Below are 18899 nucleotides of genomic sequence, written 5' to 3'. Positions count from 1 at the left end.
CTGCCATAGCCGCGCCGGGAAATTAGTGTTTGCTCTTAGCGAAAATCACGCGTGCCAGGATGTTCAGCAGCAATACGCACAGGGTGATGATCAGCACACCCGCCCACGCCAGGCTTTGCCATTCCGCAAAGGGACTCATGGCAAATTTAAAGATGGTGACTGGCAGGTTGGCGATCGGCTGCATCATGTCGGTGCTCCAGAACTGGTTCGACAGCGCAGTAAACAGCAACGGTGCGGTTTCACCGGCAATACGCGCAATCGCCAGCAGCACACCGGTGATAATGCCGGAGACTGAGGCCTTGAGGGTGATAGCTGAAATCATCTTCCATTTCGGCGTCCCCAGCGCATAAGCGGCTTCACGCATGCTATCAGGCACCAGACGCAGCATATTCTCAGTGGTACGGATCACGATGGGAATCTGCAACAACGCCAGTGCCACCACGCCTGCCCAACCGGAGAAGTGCTGCATCTGCGCCACCACGATGGTGTAAACGAACAACCCCACCACAATTGACGGTGCAGACAGCAGGATATCGTTAATAAAACGAATCACCTCTGCCAGCCAGTGCTTGCGACCATATTCGGCAAGGTAGATCCCCGCCATGATGCCCAGCGGTGTGCCAAAGAAGGTTGACCAGAAAATCAGTAAACCACTGCCTGCGAGGGCGTTCGCCAGGCCACCGCCAGCGGTATTGGGTGGCGGGGTAGATTCAGTAAACAGCGACCAGGAAAGGCCATCAATACCACGGGAAATGGTGGTAAACAGGATCCAGATCAGCCAGAACAGACCAAATGCCATCGTCAGCAGCGACAGGGTCAGCGCGATTTTATTTTTGGTGCTGCGCCATGCCTGCATTTTGCGACGCGAGGCTTCCAGTTCAGCGCGGGCCTGCAATTCAATGGTTGTCATGACCGGGCTCCTTCACTTTTCGCCAAACGCAAAATCATCAGTTTGGAGATCGCCAGCACGATAAAGGTGATGACAAACAGGATCAGCCCCAACTCCATCAATGCCGCCACATGGACACCGGATTCTGCCTCAGCAAATTCATTCGCCAGTGCCGAGGTGATGCTGTTGCCCGGCATAAACAGCGATGCGCTGTCGAGCTGGTAGGTGTTACCGATGATAAAGGTCACCGCCATCGTCTCACCCAATGCACGGCCCAGACCGAGCATCACACCACCAATCACACCGTTTTTGGTGAAGGGCAACACGATGCGCCAAATTACTTCCCAGGTGGTGCAGCCAATGCCGTAGGCCGACTCTTTCATCATCACCGGGGTCTGTTCGAACACATCACGCATCACCGAAGCAATGTACGGGATGATCATGATGGCGAGGATAACGCCTGCCGCCAGGATACCGATCCCAAAAGCCGGGCCGGAGAACAGCGCACCTACAATCGGGATATTCGACATGATGTCGCCAACCGGCGTCTGGAAGTACTCGGCAAAGAGTGGCGCAAAAATAAACAGGCCCCACATGCCATAGACGATGCTGGGGATAGCCGCCAGCAGCTCGATTGCGGTGCCGAGTGGACGACGCAGCCAGCCTGGCGCCAGTTCCGTCAGAAACAGGGCGATACCGAAGCTCACCGGAACGGCGATGATCAGCGCAATCAGCGAGGTTACGACGGTACCGTAAATCGGCACCAGCGCACCAAATTGTTCGTTAGGCGCATCCCAGGTCTTGGTCCACAGGAATGAGAAACCAAATTTCTGGATACTGGGCCAGGAGGAGAAAATCAGGGAGACGATGATGCCACCCAGCAGCAATAACACAATCAGCGCAGCCAGTTTCACCAGCGCGCCGAAGATCATGTCACCTTGTTTGCCAGGGGCTTTAAACGTCGGCTTAGTGGCAGCCATAGAAGTCTCTGTTCTCAGGGGAAGTCAGGGTGGCCAGCCTGTCGGCTGGCCAGGTCATTCACTTACTTGTACAGCGCTTTGCCGGAAGAATCTTTGATGTTGGCTTTCCAGGCATCACGAATCTGCGTGGTCACGCTTTCTGGCAGAGCTGCGTAATCCAGGCTGGTCGCCGTTTTTCCACCATTTTTGTAAGCCCAGTCGAAGAACTTCAGCACTTCGCTACCTTTCTCTGCATTTGCCTGATCTTTATAAACCAGGATGAAGGTGGTGGAAGTGATCGGCCATGCATCGTTGCCTTTCTGGAAAGTCAGGTCCTGGGCAAAAGATTCGCTCCAGTTCGCGCCTTTGGCCGCGTTAGCAAAGCTGGTTTCGCTCGGTGCCACAGCTTTGCCGTCAGCATCGTGCAACTTGGTGTAAGTCAGGTTGTTCTGCTTGGCATACGCGTACTCGACGTAGCCGATTGAACCCGGCAGACGCTGGACGAATGCCGCCACGCCGTCGTTACCTTTACCGCCCAGACCGGTCGGCCAGTTTACGGTGTTGCCTTTACCAATTTTGCTGTTCCACTCTTCGTTCACTTTAGACAGGTAGCTGGTGAAGACGAAAGAGGTACCGGAACCGTCAGCGCGGCGTACCACGTTGATGTTGGTATCTGGCAGTTTCACGCCCGGGTTCAGTTTGGTGATCGCCGGATCGTTCCACTTTTTGATATTGCCCAGGTAAATGTCACCAACGGTTTTACCGTCGAGGGTCAGCTGACCAGACTTCACGCCAGGGATGTTAACCGCCAGAACCACACCACCGATCACGGTCGGGAACTGGAACAGGCCATTTTTTTGCAGATCTTCATCTTTCATCGGCGCATCTGACGCACCGAAATCGACGGTTTTGGCGATGATTTGCTTCACGCCGCCCGAAGAACCAATACCCTGATAGTTTACTTTGCTACCGGTGGCTTGCTGATATTCTGCTGCCCACTTGGCATAAACCGGTGCCGGGAACGTCCCGCCTGCGCCAGTCAGATCGGTTGCTGCAAAAGCAGAGACCGCGCTTACTGCGAAGGTGGCGGCGAGGATTCGGGCTACGGTGCTACGCATCAGTGTCATGTTCCCTCCAGGGGAGTTAAAAAAATCAGGCTCTATGCCATTTTAGTAAGAGTCATTGATTGCTGCTGGAGGGAAAATAGGACAGTTTGATGACAGTCAAATGTACGAAATATGACAGTTTTATGACAAAGGTACCGACTCCGGTATAAGACGACGAGACGTTGTATAACAGGCTGTTAAGATTGTTTTTCTGTGGCGGAGCTAATGTGTCGAGTCGGCACACATCAGCCCCGTTTGCTTCACATTAGCCTAACCACTCAGACCATCATAAGGGATCTGCATCAGGATATGTGTTCTTTCATTATCCATTTTGGCGGTGCAATCATTGATAGCATCAAGGTATGGATTTTTGGATTTATCGGCACCAAAAGCCTCCATCTCACACTGATACTTTCTTAAGTCCAGCCAGCTACGCTGCGCTTTGACAAAAATGTCCAGATAAGCCTCGGTGTCAGAAGGTGAGTCACGTAGCCCCTGCTTTATACGATCTTTTGCTTTAGCGTACTCAGCATTAAGAACTTTTTCCGCATTGTCTTTCTTATTTTCCAGACATTGATGAACTTCAGTATCATTTGCGGCGTTATCACAATCGTCGGCCCAGGCCATGTTGCTGGAGAAAATACCGCAGACTATCGATAAAAAAGCGAGATGTTTTATATGAATCAATTCCTGTTTCTCCGTAAATAATTTGCACGCTGGCGACCTCTTTCGTATCTCCGAGTACGATGATCGGTTTCAATAAAATGGATCAGTGAATCGAAGTCATTTGCCATGCAAGGTTCAAGAACCGTGCGATATCCCAGTCCCTGATAAACAAGATCCACAATAATCTCACGGATGGCTTTATGTAAACTCGGCCATGGCGTCGCGTGTTGAACCACCGCAGCATAAGACTCATAGATTTTGCACGCGCGTGAAGCATAGGATGGGTAAATAAGTTCGAACAGGCGAGCCTGAGATTCACGCGAAATAATGCCACAGGCATGGCGATAGCTTTTGACAAAAGCATCAGCGGCATTACCCTTCTTTCCATATGCAGAGGCAATGAATTCCCCCTGTTGCCTGTCAATCCCCGCCCTGATGAAATCACTGATGATCGATTGATACGATCTATCGCCCATATCATAGCCACGACCAATCGTCACACCCGATACACCACCAGGCCAGTGAATATGACGGCTAAAGTACAGACTTGCCGGTTGGTCATTTCCTTCTGCGTCGAAGGTGACCTGACCTTCACTCACCGTTAAGCGACCGAAGAAATCGCTTCTGTTCCATTCAGGATGACTGTTGGCTGGGGGGTGGGGGATGTTCCTTTCCGGTGATTGTGTCATCCGCCTTAAAGTCAGCCCACCAATATCAATGCGGCCATCAGGATGAGTCATAAACCTGGACTGAAAAATCTTTATGGCTTTGATGGTATTGATACCGACTAATCCATCAACTTTTAGCCAGGAATAACCGATGCTTTTTAAATACTGCTGCACCGCTCTGACATCAGAAGCAGCATTTCTTCCTTTAATACCTACCGATGAAGATAAGTGCATACCATGTCCTTTGATATGAAATATCGCAAATTATCCCAATAAAAATCATTTGCTGTCAATAAACACACAATAACCATCCATTGATAAATAATTTTATGCAGAAACTAATTTTTATATAAAGAATGAATAGATTTTACAATGGAAGCAGTGCATCAATGATGAGAACAAAACTATTCCGCCCTCATGTCACAAACAAAAAAGGTTATGCATTTGAAAATGCATAACCCTTAAATAATCTGGATCAGATTAGCTAATAGCAGCCCTATTCAACAGTCACTGATTTCGCCAGGTTACGCGGTTGATCGACATCGGTGCCTTTAATCAACGCGACATGGTAGGACAGAAGTTGCAGCGGCACGGTGTAGAAGATTGGCGCAATCACCTCTTCCACATGCGGCAGAGAGATAATCTTCATGCCATCGCTGTCGCTAAAACCTGCATCCTGATCGGCAAATACATACAGCAGACCGCCGCGTGCACGCACCTCTTCGATGTTGGACTTCAGCTTCTCCAGCAGTTCGTTATTCGGTGCTACCACGATTACTGGCATATCGGCGTCAATCAGCGCCAGCGGGCCATGTTTCAACTCCCCGGCCGCGTAGGCTTCAGCGTGGATATAGGAGATCTCTTTCAGCTTCAACGCGCCTTCCATGGCGATCGGATACTGATCACCACGGCCAAGGAACAATGCATGATGCTTGTCAGAGAAACCTTCTGCCAGGTTTTCGATCACCTTATCCTGCGCCAGCATCTGCTCAATGCGGCTCGGCAGCGCCTGTAACCCATGGACAATCTCGTGTTCGGTATCAGCAGACATGCCATGCAGGCGGCCCAGTTTCGCTACCAGCATCAACAACACGGTGAGCTGCGTGGTAAAGGCTTTGGTGGAGGCTACCCCGATCTCGGTACCCGCTTTGGTCATCAGTGACAAATCGGATTCACGTACCAGCGACGACCCCGCCACGTTACAGATAGCCAGAGAACCCAGATAGCCCAGCTCTTTCGACAGACGCAGCGCGGCCAGCGTATCGGCAGTTTCACCGGACTGTGACAGGGTGATCAGCAGGCTGTTTTTACGCACCGCCGATTTGCGATAGCGGAATTCAGAGGCAATTTCGACATCGCAGGGAATGTTTGCCAGTGATTCGAACCAGTAACGTGAAACCATACCGGAGTTGTATGAGGTGCCGCAGGCGATAATCTGGATATGCTCAACTTTGCTCAACAGAGCTTCCGCTTGTGGGCCAAGCTCGCTGAGATCGACTTCACCGTGGCTGAAACGACCGGTTAAGGTGTTTTTGATCGCCATCGGCTGTTCATAAATCTCTTTCTGCATGTAGTGACGGTAAATCCCTTTGTCACCGGCATCATACTGGACGTTAGATTCGATCTCGGCGCGAGTCACCGGCGCGCCATTGCGATCGACAATAGTCACTTCGCGGCGGGTAATCTCAGCGATATCGCCCTCTTCCAGATAGATGAAGCGGCGTGTCACCGGCAGCAGTGCCAGCTGATCGGAAGCGATAAAGTTTTCGCCGACGCCACGGCCTACCACCAGCGGGCTACCGGAACGCGCAGCCACCAGCACGGAGGGATCGCGGCTGTCCATAATCACCATGCCATAGGCGCCGCGCAGTTGCGGAATCACCCGCAGCACCACTTCACGCAGCGAACCGCCTTGCTTCTGTTCCCAGTGCACCAGATGTGCCACCACTTCGGTGTCAGTTTCTGACGCGAATGAGTAACCGCGCTCAATCAGCTGCGCACGCAACGGTTCATGGTTCTCAATGATGCCGTTATGCACAATGATGATGTGCTCAGAGATATGCGGATGCGCATTGGCTTCTGAGGGTTCACCGTGGGTAGCCCAACGGGTATGAGCAATACCGGTGCCGCCAATTAACGGCTGCTGTTCCGCCGCTTCTGCCAACTTTTGCACTTTGCCCAGGCGACGCAGACGCGTCACATGGCCTTGACGATCAACGACGGCCAAACCCGCCGAATCGTAACCGCGATACTCAAGACGACGCAGACCTTCCAGCAGAATTTCTGCGATGTCGCGCTGTGCTACTGCACCAACAATTCCACACATAATAGTTTCCTGACTTCATGGCTTTCGGCCATTGCGTTGTCATCTGACCTGATATCCGGCATCGCCGGTTCCCCGAGCCTTGTAGAGAGTGGGGATGTAGTTATATTTACTGCTAACAGGCCGATCTTTGTCGGCCATTAAAAATTACTTTTTCTTTTCCGGGCGCTTCCAGCCCGCTTTCTGGTTCTGTTCTTTGCGGTTGTAAACCAGAACGGCGGCGGGTACGTCTTTCATCACCGTGGTGCCCGCCGCAATTGTCGCGCCACTGGCGACAGTCACCGGAGCCACCAGCTGGGTATCGGAACCCACAAACACGTTGTCGCCAATGATGGTTTTAGATTTATTCGCGCCATCGTAATTACAGGTGATGGTGCCAGCGCCGATATTCACATCGTCGCCAATCTCCGCGTCGCCAAGATAGGAGAGGTGACCGGCTTTGGAACCTTTTCCAAGGGTGGCTTTCTTCATTTCAACGAAGTTGCCAACGTGAGCCTTCTCTCCCAGTTCGCTTCCAGGGCGCAAACGAGCAAACGGACCAACGGTACAAGCCGCGGCCAGATTGGCATCCTCGATCACCGAATACGCGCTGATTTCACAATCATCAGCAATCACGCTGTTTTTGATGATACAACCCGCCGCAATTTTCACCCGATCGCCGAGGGTGACGTCGCCTTCGATAATCACATTGGTATCGATTTCAACATCGCGTCCGTGTTTTAACGTGCCACGCAGATCGAAACGAGCCGGGTCACGCAGCATCACACCTGCCAACAACAGTTTCTCGGCCTGTTCAGCCTGGTAAGCACGTTCCAACGCTGCCAGTTGCAGGCGATTATTTACACCGTCGGTTTCGCTGATGCGCGCCGGATGGACAGCCTGCACCAGACGCCCTTCCTGATGTGCCATCGCAATAATGTCGGTGATATAGAACTCGCCTTGCGCGTTGTTGTTATTCAACTGCGACAGCCAGCGTTTGAGATCACCACCGTTAGCAATCAGGATGCCGGTGTTAATCTCCTGAATCTTCAGTTGTTCGGGCGAAGCATCTTTTTGTTCCACGATCCCGGTAATGGTGTCGTTTTCACGCACGATGCGGCCATAGCCGGTGGGATTGTCGAGCACCACGGTGAGCAGACCGATGCCACCCGCAGGTTTAGCGCTACGCAGGCGCTGCAACGTTTCCAGGGAGATCAACGGCACGTCGCCGTACAGCATCACAATGTCTTCATCATCTGCGAACCAGGGGGCTGCCTGCTGCATCGCATGCCCGGTGCCAAGCTGTTGCGCCTGTAACACCCAATTCAGAGTGTTACCAGAAAGCTGAGCTTTAAGTTGATCGCCGCCGTGTCCGTAAACCAGATGGATTTGCTGTGCGCCCAACCCGGTTGCAGCATCAATTACATGCTGGACCATGGGTTTTCCTGCCAGGGTATGCAGAACTTTGGGGAGATCGGAATACATACGGGTGCCCTTGCCAGCGGCAAGAATCACCACACTCATCGCACTTGTAGACATAACTATCCTGACTCTGTTTTAGCTTTCGAAAGTTTAAGGTTTACCTCTGAGATTACTACATTTTTCTCGGATCGAAATTAGAGGATGTAGCGGCGCGATTTATCGCGCGTCTTTCCGGCATTGCGCACGGAATTGCGCGATAAATCGCGCCGCTACGAAAATTCGCAGGGATCAACGTGCAGGCAAAAAAAATGCCAGCCCAATGGGCTGGCACTTCGTGACGCATAAAGCCTGATTACATCGCTTTTTTGGTCAGCTCGATAACACGCAGCTTCGCGATAGCTTTCGCCAGTTCGGCAGAGGCCTGAGCATAGTCCACGTCGCCGTGGCTGCTGCTCATGTGTTCTTCTGCTTTACGTTTCGCTTCCAGCGCGCGCGCTTCGTCGAGGTCTTCACCACGAATCGCGGTGTCGGCCAGAACGGTGGTGCTGCCCGGCTGAACTTCCAGCACGCCGCCAGAGAGGTAGATATACTCCTCTTCGCCGTGCTGTTTAACGATGCGAATCATACCAGGCTTGATGGCAGTCAGGAGCGGGGCGTGACCAGGGTAAATCCCCAGCTCACCTTCGCTACCTGACACCTGGATTTTCTGCACCAGACCGGAGAACATTTGTTGCTCCGCGCTGACAACATCCAGGTGATAAGTCATAGCCATATCATTCCTCCCGGGAAACCGTTATTACAGTTTCTTCGCTTTTTCCACGGCTTCGTCGATCGCGCCAACCATGTAGAAAGCCTGCTCTGGCAGATGGTCGAATTCGCCTTCCATGATGCCTTTGAAGCCACGGATGGTGTCTTTCAGCGTTACGTACTTACCCGGAGAACCGGTGAAGACTTCAGCAACGAAGAACGGCTGAGACAGGAAGCGCTGAATCTTACGTGCGCGTGCCACCAGCAGTTTGTCGTCTTCAGACAGCTCGTCCATACCGAGGATGGCGATGATGTCTTTCAGTTCCTGGTAACGCTGCAGCAGAGACTGCACGCCACGCGCAACATCGTAGTGCTCCTGACCAACGATCAGCGGATCCAGCTGACGGCTGGTAGAATCCAGCGGGTCAACGGCCGGGTAGATACCCAGAGATGCGATCTGACGGCTCAGCGTTACGGTTGAGTCTAAGTGGGCGAAGGTGGTCGCCGGAGACGGGTCAGTCAAGTCATCCGCAGGGACGTAAACGGCCTGTACGGAGGTGATTGAACCCGTCTTAGTGGAGGTAATACGCTCCTGCAACACACCCATCTCTTCAGCCAGCGTCGGCTGATAACCTACCGCTGAAGGCATACGACCCAGCAGTGCAGATACTTCTGTACCGGCCAGGGTGTAACGATAGATGTTGTCGATGAACAGCAGAACGTCACGGCCTTCATCACGGAATTTCTCCGCCATGGTCAGACCGGTCAGTGCTACGCGCAGACGGTTACCCGGCGGCTCGTTCATCTGGCCATACACCAGCGCTACTTTGTCGATAACGTTGGAGTCAGTCATTTCGTGGTAGAAGTCGTTACCCTCACGAGTACGCTCACCCACACCAGCAAATACCGAGTAACCTGAGTGCTCAGCCGCGATGTTACGGATCAGCTCCATCATGTTTACGGTTTTACCAACACCCGCACCACCGAACAGACCGACTTTACCGCCCTTAGCGAACGGACACATCAGGTCGATAACCTTGATGCCGGTTTCCAGCAGTTCCTGCGAGTTAGACTGATCTTCATAAGAAGGCGCGGCGCGGTGAATAGAGGAAACCTCTACTGCGCTGCCGTCTTCTTCAACCAGGTCGCCTTTCATGTCGATCGGCTCACCCAGCACGTTCATGATACGGCCGAGGGTTGCTTTACCAACCGGAACCTGGATCGGTTTTTTCAGGTCGGCTACTTCCAGACCGCGCTTCAGGCCGTCAGAAGAACCCATGGCGATGGTACGAACCACGCCACCACCCAGCTGCTGCTGAACTTCCAGCACCAGACGAGCATCACCATTCTTAACCTCAAGAGCGCTGTACACTTGCGGTACGGCATCCTGAGGGAATTCGACGTCAACTACGGCGCCGATAATCTGGACAATCTTTCCAGCTGCCATCTTGAATCCTCTACCTAATTCCAAACCTGGTTAAACCGCGGAGGCTCCCGAGACGATCTCGGTAAGTTCCTGGGTGATGCTGGCCTGACGAGCTTTGTTGTAAACCAACTGCAGCTCTTTGATCAGATTTCCGCCGTTATCGGTTGCGGCTTTCATCGCCACCATACGTGCGGCCTGCTCACTGGCCAGGTTTTCCACCACACCCTGATAAACCTGCGATTCGACATAACGACGCAGCAGAGTATCCAGCAGCGCCTTCGGATCGGGTTCGTACAGGTAATCCCAGGTCTTCGCCTTCATCTCTTCTTCACCTTCCGCTGGCGGTAACGGCAGCAGTTGGGTAATGGTCGGAGTCTGAGACATGGTGTTATTAAATTTGTTGCTGACGATATACAGCTTGTCGATACGGCCTTCATCATAAGCCTGCAACATCACTTTTACCGGGCCGATCAGTTCAGACAGTGAAGGTTTATCACCCATGCCTGTGACCTGCGCCACGATGTTGCCACCAACAGAACCGAAGAAACCAAGCCCTTTTGAGCCGATAATCGCCAGATCGCTCTGTACGCCTTTATCAGTCCAGGCTTTCATTTCTGCCAGCACTTTTTTGAACAGGTTAATGTTCAAACCACCACAAAGCCCGCGGTCAGTCGAAACGACCAGGTAGCCGACGCGCTTAACGTCGCGCTCATCCAGGTAAGGGTGCTTGTATTCCAGATTGCCTAACGCAAGGTGACCAATCACTTTGCGCATGGTATCTGCATACGGACGGCTGGCCGCCATGCGTTCCTGCGTTTTACGCATCTTGGAGGCGGCGACCATTTCCATCGCTTTGGTGATCTTCTGCGTGTTTTTCACGCTTCCGATCTTGGTACGTATCTCTTTTGCGCCGGCCATTAGCTTCTCCTCAAAGCCTTGCGGCCTGCCTTTTCAGACAAGCCGCCAGACATTACCAGGACTGGGTTGCTTTAAACGTTTCGAGGAGGCCTTTCAGCTTCTCTTCGATTTCGTTGTTGTAGTTACCCGCCTGATTGATTTCAGCCATCAGCTCAGCGTGGTCGCGGTCAGCAAACGCCAGCAGCGCTGCTTCGAAGCTACCAATTTTTGCCAGCTCAACGTCGTTCAGGAAGCCGCGCTCTGCAGCAAACAGCACCAGACCCTGCTGCGCAACGGACATCGGCGCATACTGTTTCTGTTTCAGCAGCTCGGTCACTTTCTGACCGTGGCTCAGCTGTTTACGAGTCGCATCATCCAGATCGGAAGCGAACTGAGAGAACGCAGCCAGTTCACGATACTGTGCCAGTGCGGTACGGATACCACCAGACAGTTTCTTGATGATCTTGGTCTGAGCAGCGCCACCAACACGGGATACCGAGATACCCGGGTTAACTGCCGGACGAATACCGGAGTTGAACAGGTTAGATTCCAGGAAGATCTGACCATCGGTGATTGAAATCACGTTGGTCGGAACGAACGCAGAAACGTCACCCGCCTGAGTTTCGATAATCGGCAGTGCAGTCAGTGAGCCGGTCTTACCTTTCACTTCACCATTGGTGAAACGCTCAACGTAATCAGCGGTTACGCGTGATGCACGCTCCAGCAGACGAGAGTGGAGGTAGAACACGTCGCCAGGGAATGCTTCACGACCCGGCGGACGACGCAGCAGCAGAGAAATCTGACGGTAAGCAACGGCCTGCTTGGACAGGTCATCGTACACGATCAGCGCATCTTCACCGCGGTCACGGAAGTATTCGCCCATTGCGCAACCCGCATACGGTGCCAGGTATTGCAGAGCAGCAGATTCAGAAGCAGAAGCGACAACGACGATGGTGTTAGCCAGTGCGCCATGCTCTTCCAGCTTACGTACCACGTTAGAGATGGTAGAGGCTTTCTGACCAATCGCAACGTACACGCATTTGATGCCTGAATCGCGCTGGTTGATGATGGCATCGATCGCCATCGCGGTTTTACCGGTCTGACGGTCACCGATGATCAGCTCACGCTGGCCACGGCCGATTGGAATCATCGCATCGACAGATTTGTAACCAGTCTGAACCGGCTCATCAACGGACTGACGGTCGATAACGCCCGGTGCAATCACTTCAACCGGCGAGAAGCCGTCGTTGTCGATTGCGCCTTTACCGTCGATCGGAGCACCCAGGGTGTTCACTACGCGGCCCAGCAGGCCACGACCAACCGGCACTTCCAGAATACGGCCAGTACACTTAACCTTCATGCCTTCGGCGAGGTCAGCGTACGGCCCCATCACCACCGCACCTACAGAGTCACGCTCGAGGTTCAGGGCGATAGCGTAACGGTTACCCGGCAGGGCAATCATTTCACCCTGCATGACATCGGCCAGGCCGTGTACGCGGATGATACCGTCACTTACAGAAACAATAGTACCTTCATTGTGAGCTTCGCTCACGACATTGAACTGAGCAATGCGCTGCTTGATCAGTTCGCTGATTTCGGTGGAATTCAGTTGCATATGCTCCAGTCCCCTTAAGACTGCAAGACGTCTGCCAGACGCTCAAGACGGCCGCGCACGCTGCCATCAATCACCAGATCACCCGCACGGATGACCACGCCTGCCATTACAGACTTATCAATTTTGCAATTCAGCTTAACTTTGCGTGACAGACGTTTTTCCATCGCGGCGCTGATTTTGGTCAGCTGGCTGTCACTCAGCGTACTGGCAGAAATCACATCAACTTCGGCTGTCGCTTCGTGAGCGTCACGCAGTTGAATGAACTGTTCCAGTACAGCCGGAAGCGCTGTCAAACGTCCGTTTTCCGCCATCACCTTAATCAGGTTCTGGGCGTATTCATCCAGTTGATCACCACAGACTGCGATGAAAGAAGCAGATAAAGCTTCTGGTGCTAAGGCACCAGCAAGGAGATCTGCCATCTGTTCGTTGCCAGCCACTTCTGCGGCAAACGCCAGCATATTTTGCCAGCGTTCAATACTTTGATGCTCAACAGCAAAGTCAAAAGCTGCTTTGGCGTAGGGGCGAGCTACAGTAATCAGTTCAGACATCAGCCCCTCCCTCCTTACAGTTCAGCGACCAGTTTATCAACGATGTCGCTGTTAGCAGCTTCATCCACGGAACGTTCGATGATCTTCTCGGCGCCAGCTAATGCCAGCAACGCGACTTGCTTACGCAGCTCTTCACGGGCACGCGAACGCTCGGCTTCGATTTCTGCCTGCGCCTGCGCCACGATGCGGTTACGTTCAGTTTCGGCTTCAGTTTTCGCTTCGTCCAGAATCTGCGCACGGCGTTTGTTCGCCTGCTCGATAATGACCTGGGCTTCTTCTTTGGCTTTTTTCAGCTGGTCGGTCGCATTGGCCTGCGCGAGATCCAAATCTTTCTTCGCGCGTTCAGCAGAAGCAAGGCCGTCAGCAATTTCTTTCTGACGCTTTTCGATGGCAGCCATAATCGGCGGCCATACGTACTTCATGCAAAACGCGACAAACAGGATGAACGCGATGGCCTGGCCGAGGATTGTTGCATTAATGTTCACAGCACAATGCCTCTTATTAAGTTAACTTGCTCTGCCGTTATCAATGATAAGCGGCAGAATCCGTTTCTCACCACACCGGGTGCCGTGAGAAACAAGGCTACAGGCTTTAGGCGACAGCAAACATCACGTAGAGACCCAGACCAACAGCGATCATCGGGATAGCATCCACCAGACCCATTACAACAAAGAACTGCGTGCGCAGCAGAGGAATCAGATCCGGCTGACGCGCTGCGCCTTCCAGGAATTTACCTCCGAGGATGCCGATACCGATCGCAGCACCGATTGCCGCCAGGCCCATCATCACAGCGGCAGCCATGTACAGCAGATCCATATTCAGGTTTTCCATGACAGTCTCCAGTTTGTTTCAGTTAAAAGCTAAGTAGTTGAGATAAAAAATCAATGTTCTTCAGATGCCATCGACAGATAGACGATCGTGAGGACCATGAAAATGAAAGCCTGCAGCGAAATAATCAGGATGTGGAAAATGGCCCACGGCACATTTAACACCCACTGCGACCACCACGGCAGCAGACCGGCAATCAGGATAAAGATCAGCTCACCCGCATACATGTTGCCGAACAGTCGCAGACCGAGTGAAACCGGTTTGGACAGCAGGCTAACACCTTCAAGAATCAGGTTGATGGGGATGAAGATCGGGTGATTAAAAGGCTGCAGCGTCAGCTCTTTGGCGAAGCCACCTACACCTTTCATTTTGATGCTGTAGAACAGAATCAAAATAAATACGCCCAACGCCATAGACAGCGTGATGTTCACGTCTGCAGACGGCACGACACGCAGCGCCGGCAGGCCTAAATAGTGCTCGCCGATAAACGGCAGCAGGTCGATAGGCAACAGATCCATGAAGTTCATCAGGAAGACCCAGACGAAAATCGTCAGAGCCAGCGGGGCGATAAGTTTGCTTTTACCGTGGTACATGTCGCGCACGTTGTTATCAACGAAACCGACAACCAGTTCGATAGCCGCTTGTAATTTCCCTGGCACACCGCTGGTGGCGCTTTTTGCCACTTTACGGAACAACACCAGGAAGATAAGTCCCAGCACCAGAGAGAAAAACATGGAATCGATATTTAATACCCAGAACGTCGCGGGAGCGTCGTGCGGATTCACTAACTCGAAAGTACGCAGGTCCAGCTGAAGGTTATTCAGGTGGTGACCTATGTATTCTTGCGGAGTAGAGATTTCTCCTGCAGCCATGATGCCTCTTACCCTTTGTTGTTAATTACAGCCGGTGCGACGATCTGCACCACCAGCACCGATAACCAGGTGATTGCGAGAGGCCAGAAGACCGCTCCAAACACACCCAACGCCACAATGAGAAAAATAATGGTGGCGAACACCTTTAACACTTCACCGAAGGCGAAGCTCCAGGCTACGCGCCCTTTGGCCGGTGTTTGCCCCTGCAGGCGCCAGGCTAAAAACATAAACAACACATTCGGCAGCCAGGCTGCCACTCCACCGGCGATGGCGGAGGCACCCCAGATGACATCTTTCAGGGTAAACAACGCACCGATTACGACAAAAGTCACCAGCTGAATAAGCAGCACGGTTCGGGCCAATTTCACACTGTAAAGAGACACTGACATGGTGCTGAACTCTCCTGCCCCAAACGGGGTATGTCGCGTGTCGTATAAGACTGCCTTTACTCATTTGAGTCAAGCAGCAAAAGCCGTGCAAATTATACGGGCCGCACCTGCGATTTCAATCGCTAAGTAGCGAAAAGGTGAACAATTATTTAAATTTCTTTCCGGAGGGCTATTTCTCAAAAGATTCACATCCAGGATAGAGGGATTCAGCAGGTGAAATTGCGCCTGCTGCTTGCTTTTAAAGCGTGCTTCAGATCACATTATAAGCATGTGGGCAAGATGTGATTTTGTTTTGAACAAAGAAATATCGATTTCAAAGCAGGTGCAACTTCATATTTTTCAGAAAGATAAAATTATATTCATGCCACATCGACTGGATTAACGATAAAAACACTCTATTGACATCTCCCGGCGCAATAAAAACGTAAAACTGATATTACGTACGCCGATTTATTGCAGAGTTATATTTTCCGGCGTGACTATTGTTTTCCGTAAATACACCCAGAGAAGTGATCTAACTGATAATAAAATGTGAATTAAACGTTAAATGTAACAGAGCTTTTCGGATAATTTCTAACGGGAATGTTAACTCGCTTCCCCTGCCCTGCTGAATAAATCTCTTTATCGTCCAGCGTTCGATTGCTGTTTTTTTATCCACCCGGTGGAGTAACTCAAATGGTATGGATTGGTATTAATCCATACCATTTTAGGGGCTATTGCCGGGCAATGACCACCAAATGACGCTCACCGTCCAGTTCCGGCACCTGCAACGGATAAATCTGCTGCACCACAAAACCCGCCGGTAAGGTTGTAATTTCATCATCCGGGCGGACGCCTTTCAGGGCGTAGAAGTGACCTTGCGCCGAAGGCAAATGATGACACCAGTTCACCATATCCTCAAGTGAAGCAAAAGCACGGCTGATCACGCCATCAAAAGGCGGCTCCGCCGGAAACTCTTCCACACGGCTCTGCACCGGGGTAACGTTAGTAAGTCCTAACTCATGTTGAACCTGACGCAGGAAACGTACGCGCTTACCCAAACTATCGAGTAAGGTAAAATGCGCTTGTGGACGCACAATCGCCAGCGGAATACCCGGTAATCCAGGTCCGGTTCCCACATCAATAAAGCGCCCCCCCTGTAAATGCGGCTCAACCACAATACTGTCGAGAATATGGCGTACCAGCATTTGCTGTGGATCGCGCACCGATGTCAGGTTGTAGGCCTTATTCCATTTATGCAGCAACTCAACATAACCAACCAGTTGTTGTTTTTGTTGATCGGAGAGGGAAATGTTTGCCGCTTTCAGCAGCGCGGAGAGTTTGTTAATCACGACGAGAATTCCATTAACGGGGGCGAGCCGGCCCGCCCCGTGGTAAATCATGCGCTTTTACGCAGCAGACCCTGTTTTTTCAGGTAAATCAGCAAAATGGAGATCGCAGCGGGCGTAATGCCTGAAATGCGAGATGCCTGACCGATCGAACTGGGTTTGTGGTCGTTGAGTTTTGCGATCACTTCATTCGACAAACCACTCACCTGACGGTAATCAAGATCGGTGGGCAGTAACGTGTTTTCATTGCGCTGCTGGCGATCAATTTCTTCCTGCTGGCGGGCAATGTAACCTTCGTATTTCACCTGGATCTCAACCTGCTCAGCGGCCTGTTCATCCGCCAGCGCCGGACCATAGCTGTTAAGTGACGTCAGCAATGCGTAAGTCATTTCCGGGCGACGCAGTAAATCTTCACCGCTGGCTTCTTTCGTTAGCGGTGCGCTGAGAATACTGTTCACTTCCGCCACGTTTTCTGATTTCGGATGCACCCACTGATCGCGCAGACGCTGGCGTTCCAGCTCAATCGCTTCCAGTTTCTGGTTGTAACGCGCCCAACGCGCATCATCCACCAGACCCATTTCGCGACCGGCTTCGGTCAGACGCAGATCGGCGTTGTCTTCACGCAGCATCAGACGATATTCAGCACGGGAGGTAAACATACGGTAGGGTTCTTTCGTCCCCAGCGTACACAGATCGTCAACCAACACTCCCATATAAGCCTGATCGCGACGCGGTGCCCAACCATCTTTGTCCGCAGACTGACGGGCGGCGTTCAGACCAGCCAGTAACCCCTGGGCTGCCGCTTCTTCATAACCGGTGGTGCCGTTGATCTGGCCGGCAAAGAACAGACCCTGGATATATTTACTTTCCAGCGTCGGTTTCAAATCGCGTGGGTCGAAGAAATCATACTCGATGGCATAACCCGGACGGACAATCTTCGCGTTTTCCAGACCTTTCATTGAACGGACGATTTGCATCTGCACATCAAATGGCAGGCTGGTCGAGATACCGTTCGGGTAAATTTCGTTGCTGGTCAGCCCTTCCGGCTCCAGGAAGATCTGATGTGCGTTACGATCGGCAAAGCGCATGACTTTGTCTTCGATCGACGGGCAATAACGCGGGCCGATCCCTTCGATCACCCCGGCATACATCGGGCTGCGATCGAGGTTGTTGCGGATCACATCATGCGTTTGTTCGTTGGTATAGGTGATCCAGCACGGTACCTGCTGCGGATGCTGCGACACATTGCCCATGAACGAGAACACCGGCATCGGGTTGTCGCCATGCTGCGGAGCCAACTGGCTAAAGTCGATGGTGCGAGCATCAATGCGCGGCGGGGTACCGGTTTTCAAACGGCCTACGCGCAGAGGCAGGGCTCGCAGACGTTTTGATAGCGGGATAGATGGCGGATCACCCGCACGGCCACCGCTGTAGTTGTCCATACCGATATGAATTTTGCCGTCAAGGAAGGTTCCAACGGTCAGCACCACGGTTTTGGCACGAAACTTCAGACCCATTTGGGTCACAGCACCGACCACGCGATCGTTTTCCACAATCAGATCATCAACCGCCTGCTGGAAGATCATCAGGTTAGGCTGATTCTCCAGCGCAGTACGGACTGCCTGACGATAAAGCACACGGTCTGCCTGAGCACGGGTAGCGCGAACCGCCGGGCCTTTGCTGGCGTTTAGTATCCTAAACTGGATGCCTGCTTTGTCGATTGCCGTTGCCATCAAACCGCCGAGGGCATCCACTTCCTTCACCAGGTGTCCTTTGCCGATGCCACCGATCGCCGGGTTACAGGACATTTGTCCAAGCTTATCAATGTCATGGGTGAGTAACAGGGTTTGCTGACCCATTCGGGCAGCGGCCATTGCGGCTTCTGTGCCCGCATGACCACCACCAATTACGATGACGTCAAAAGGATCTGGATAAAACATGAAGTGGTACCTCGTTAATATTCGGACAGGGATCATTGCCCTGGGCGGTGGATTCTACTGAAATTCTGTCTGCGGTGAAAGCCGTGGGATCCTGGGGTTTAAAAGAAAGGATCTTTATTCTTTGAATGATCTTCCTGTTAGATCTCTTATTAGGATCGACGCTCTCTGTTGATAACCCGGAAAAACAGTTATTCAACAGCAGGTTGCTCAGGATCGTTTGCTGTGAATGATCGGTGATCCAGATCCGTATAAGCTGAGATCAAAAGCGGGACTTACCCACAGCTCAGAAAAGCATCA

Annotated in this window: 18 protein-coding genes; all 18 read right to left on the bottom strand. The window is 52.2% G+C overall.

The features are described 5' to 3' along the window. Positions 1-22: 22 nt before the first annotated feature. Positions 23-910, bottom strand: a complete 888-nt coding sequence (pstA, locus tag AC6I8R_RS00090) for a phosphate ABC transporter permease PstA (RefSeq protein ID WP_021183637.1) — start codon at positions 908-910, stop codon at positions 23-25. Then, positions 907-1869 carry a phosphate ABC transporter permease PstC gene (gene pstC, locus AC6I8R_RS00085; RefSeq protein ID WP_013511107.1) on the bottom strand — a complete coding sequence of 321 codons (963 nt, stop codon included), beginning with the start codon at positions 1867-1869 and terminating at the stop codon, positions 907-909. Before pstC ends, pstA begins: the two co-directional genes overlap by 4 nt. A 62-nt stretch (positions 1870-1931) precedes the next feature. Further along, on the bottom strand, positions 1932-2975 hold the full coding sequence (gene pstS / locus AC6I8R_RS00080; protein ID WP_036625694.1) for a phosphate ABC transporter substrate-binding protein PstS: 1044 nt from the start codon (positions 2973-2975) through the stop codon (positions 1932-1934). Between the two features lie 249 nt (positions 2976-3224). Further along, positions 3225-3641: a lysozyme inhibitor LprI family protein gene (locus AC6I8R_RS00075; RefSeq protein WP_051337946.1), complete on the bottom strand. Its 417-nt coding sequence runs from the start codon at positions 3639-3641 to the stop codon at positions 3225-3227. After that, on the bottom strand, positions 3638-4522 hold the full coding sequence (locus tag AC6I8R_RS00070; protein WP_497831767.1) for a DUF8812 domain-containing protein: 885 nt from the start codon (positions 4520-4522) through the stop codon (positions 3638-3640). Before AC6I8R_RS00070 ends, AC6I8R_RS00075 begins: the two co-directional genes overlap by 4 nt. Before the next feature lie 262 nt (positions 4523-4784). Beyond that, on the bottom strand, positions 4785-6614 hold the full coding sequence (glmS, locus tag AC6I8R_RS00065; protein ID WP_497831766.1) for a glutamine--fructose-6-phosphate transaminase (isomerizing): 1830 nt from the start codon (positions 6612-6614) through the stop codon (positions 4785-4787). Positions 6615-6758: 144 nt separating this feature from the next. Next, a complete protein-coding gene (gene glmU, locus AC6I8R_RS00060) occupies positions 6759-8129 on the bottom strand; it encodes a bifunctional UDP-N-acetylglucosamine diphosphorylase/glucosamine-1-phosphate N-acetyltransferase GlmU (protein WP_021183632.1) in 1371 nt (456 codons plus the stop codon). A gap of 235 nt (positions 8130-8364) precedes the next feature. Continuing rightward, positions 8365-8784: a F0F1 ATP synthase subunit epsilon gene (locus AC6I8R_RS00055; RefSeq protein ID WP_013511103.1), complete on the bottom strand. Its 420-nt coding sequence runs from the start codon at positions 8782-8784 to the stop codon at positions 8365-8367. Between the two features lie 24 nt (positions 8785-8808). Then, the gene (atpD, locus tag AC6I8R_RS00050; RefSeq protein WP_021183631.1) at positions 8809-10206 is read right to left on the bottom strand and encodes a F0F1 ATP synthase subunit beta; all 1398 of its coding nucleotides are present in this window, start codon (positions 10204-10206) and stop codon (positions 8809-8811) included. 30 nt (positions 10207-10236) lie between these two features. Beyond that, positions 10237-11103, bottom strand: a complete 867-nt coding sequence (gene atpG / locus AC6I8R_RS00045) for a F0F1 ATP synthase subunit gamma (protein WP_021183630.1) — start codon at positions 11101-11103, stop codon at positions 10237-10239. A gap of 52 nt (positions 11104-11155) precedes the next feature. Next, a complete protein-coding gene (gene atpA / locus AC6I8R_RS00040) occupies positions 11156-12697 on the bottom strand; it encodes a F0F1 ATP synthase subunit alpha (protein ID WP_013511100.1) in 1542 nt (513 codons plus the stop codon). A gap of 14 nt (positions 12698-12711) precedes the next feature. After that, positions 12712-13245, bottom strand: coding sequence for a F0F1 ATP synthase subunit delta (atpH, locus tag AC6I8R_RS00035; protein WP_013511099.1), 534 nt, complete (start codon positions 13243-13245; stop codon positions 12712-12714). 14 nt (positions 13246-13259) lie between these two features. Then, positions 13260-13730, bottom strand: coding sequence for a F0F1 ATP synthase subunit B (gene atpF / locus AC6I8R_RS00030; RefSeq protein WP_013511098.1), 471 nt, complete (start codon positions 13728-13730; stop codon positions 13260-13262). Between the two features lie 106 nt (positions 13731-13836). Next, on the bottom strand, positions 13837-14076 hold the full coding sequence (gene atpE / locus AC6I8R_RS00025) for a F0F1 ATP synthase subunit C (protein WP_003849523.1): 240 nt from the start codon (positions 14074-14076) through the stop codon (positions 13837-13839). Positions 14077-14126: 50 nt separating this feature from the next. Further along, positions 14127-14945, bottom strand: coding sequence for a F0F1 ATP synthase subunit A (gene atpB / locus AC6I8R_RS00020; protein WP_013511097.1), 819 nt, complete (start codon positions 14943-14945; stop codon positions 14127-14129). Positions 14946-14953: 8 nt separating this feature from the next. After that, positions 14954-15334, bottom strand: coding sequence for a F0F1 ATP synthase subunit I (atpI, locus tag AC6I8R_RS00015; RefSeq protein ID WP_021183628.1), 381 nt, complete (start codon positions 15332-15334; stop codon positions 14954-14956). A gap of 713 nt (positions 15335-16047) precedes the next feature. Continuing rightward, positions 16048-16665: a 16S rRNA (guanine(527)-N(7))-methyltransferase RsmG gene (gene rsmG / locus AC6I8R_RS00010; RefSeq protein ID WP_497831765.1), complete on the bottom strand. Its 618-nt coding sequence runs from the start codon at positions 16663-16665 to the stop codon at positions 16048-16050. 47 nt (positions 16666-16712) lie between these two features. Then, positions 16713-18602 (bottom strand): tRNA uridine-5-carboxymethylaminomethyl(34) synthesis enzyme MnmG, encoded by a 1890-nt coding sequence (gene mnmG, locus AC6I8R_RS00005; protein ID WP_021183626.1) that lies wholly within the window; start codon positions 18600-18602, stop codon positions 16713-16715. Positions 18603-18899: the final 297 nt, after the last annotated feature.

It is taken from the genome of Pantoea sp. X-Soil-OKNW-713 (assembly GCF_059730685.1).
This window is presented reverse-complemented; position numbering and strand designations above follow the sequence as displayed.

Coding starts and splice junctions, on each gene's coding strand:
- pstA (WP_021183637.1), bottom strand. CDS start 910: ATGACAACCATTGAATTGCAGGCCCGCGCTGAACTGGAAGCCTCGCGT.
- pstC (WP_013511107.1), bottom strand. CDS start 1,869: ATGGCTGCCACTAAGCCGACGTTTAAAGCCCCTGGCAAACAAGGTGAC.
- pstS (WP_036625694.1), bottom strand. CDS start 2,975: ATGACACTGATGCGTAGCACCGTAGCCCGAATCCTCGCCGCCACCTTC.
- AC6I8R_RS00070 (WP_497831767.1), bottom strand. CDS start 4,522: ATGCACTTATCTTCATCGGTAGGTATTAAAGGAAGAAATGCTGCTTCT.
- glmS (WP_497831766.1), bottom strand. CDS start 6,614: ATGTGTGGAATTGTTGGTGCAGTAGCACAGCGCGACATCGCAGAAATT.
- glmU (WP_021183632.1), bottom strand. CDS start 8,129: ATGTCTACAAGTGCGATGAGTGTGGTGATTCTTGCCGCTGGCAAGGGC.
- AC6I8R_RS00055 (WP_013511103.1), bottom strand. CDS start 8,784: ATGGCTATGACTTATCACCTGGATGTTGTCAGCGCGGAGCAACAAATG.
- atpD (WP_021183631.1), bottom strand. CDS start 10,206: ATGGCAGCTGGAAAGATTGTCCAGATTATCGGCGCCGTAGTTGACGTC.
- atpG (WP_021183630.1), bottom strand. CDS start 11,103: ATGGCCGGCGCAAAAGAGATACGTACCAAGATCGGAAGCGTGAAAAAC.
- atpA (WP_013511100.1), bottom strand. CDS start 12,697: ATGCAACTGAATTCCACCGAAATCAGCGAACTGATCAAGCAGCGCATT.
- atpH (WP_013511099.1), bottom strand. CDS start 13,245: ATGTCTGAACTGATTACTGTAGCTCGCCCCTACGCCAAAGCAGCTTTT.
- atpE (WP_003849523.1), bottom strand. CDS start 14,076: ATGGAAAACCTGAATATGGATCTGCTGTACATGGCTGCCGCTGTGATG.
- atpB (WP_013511097.1), bottom strand. CDS start 14,945: ATGGCTGCAGGAGAAATCTCTACTCCGCAAGAATACATAGGTCACCAC.
- atpI (WP_021183628.1), bottom strand. CDS start 15,334: ATGTCAGTGTCTCTTTACAGTGTGAAATTGGCCCGAACCGTGCTGCTT.
- mnmG (WP_021183626.1), bottom strand. CDS start 18,602: ATGTTTTATCCAGATCCTTTTGACGTCATCGTAATTGGTGGTGGTCAT.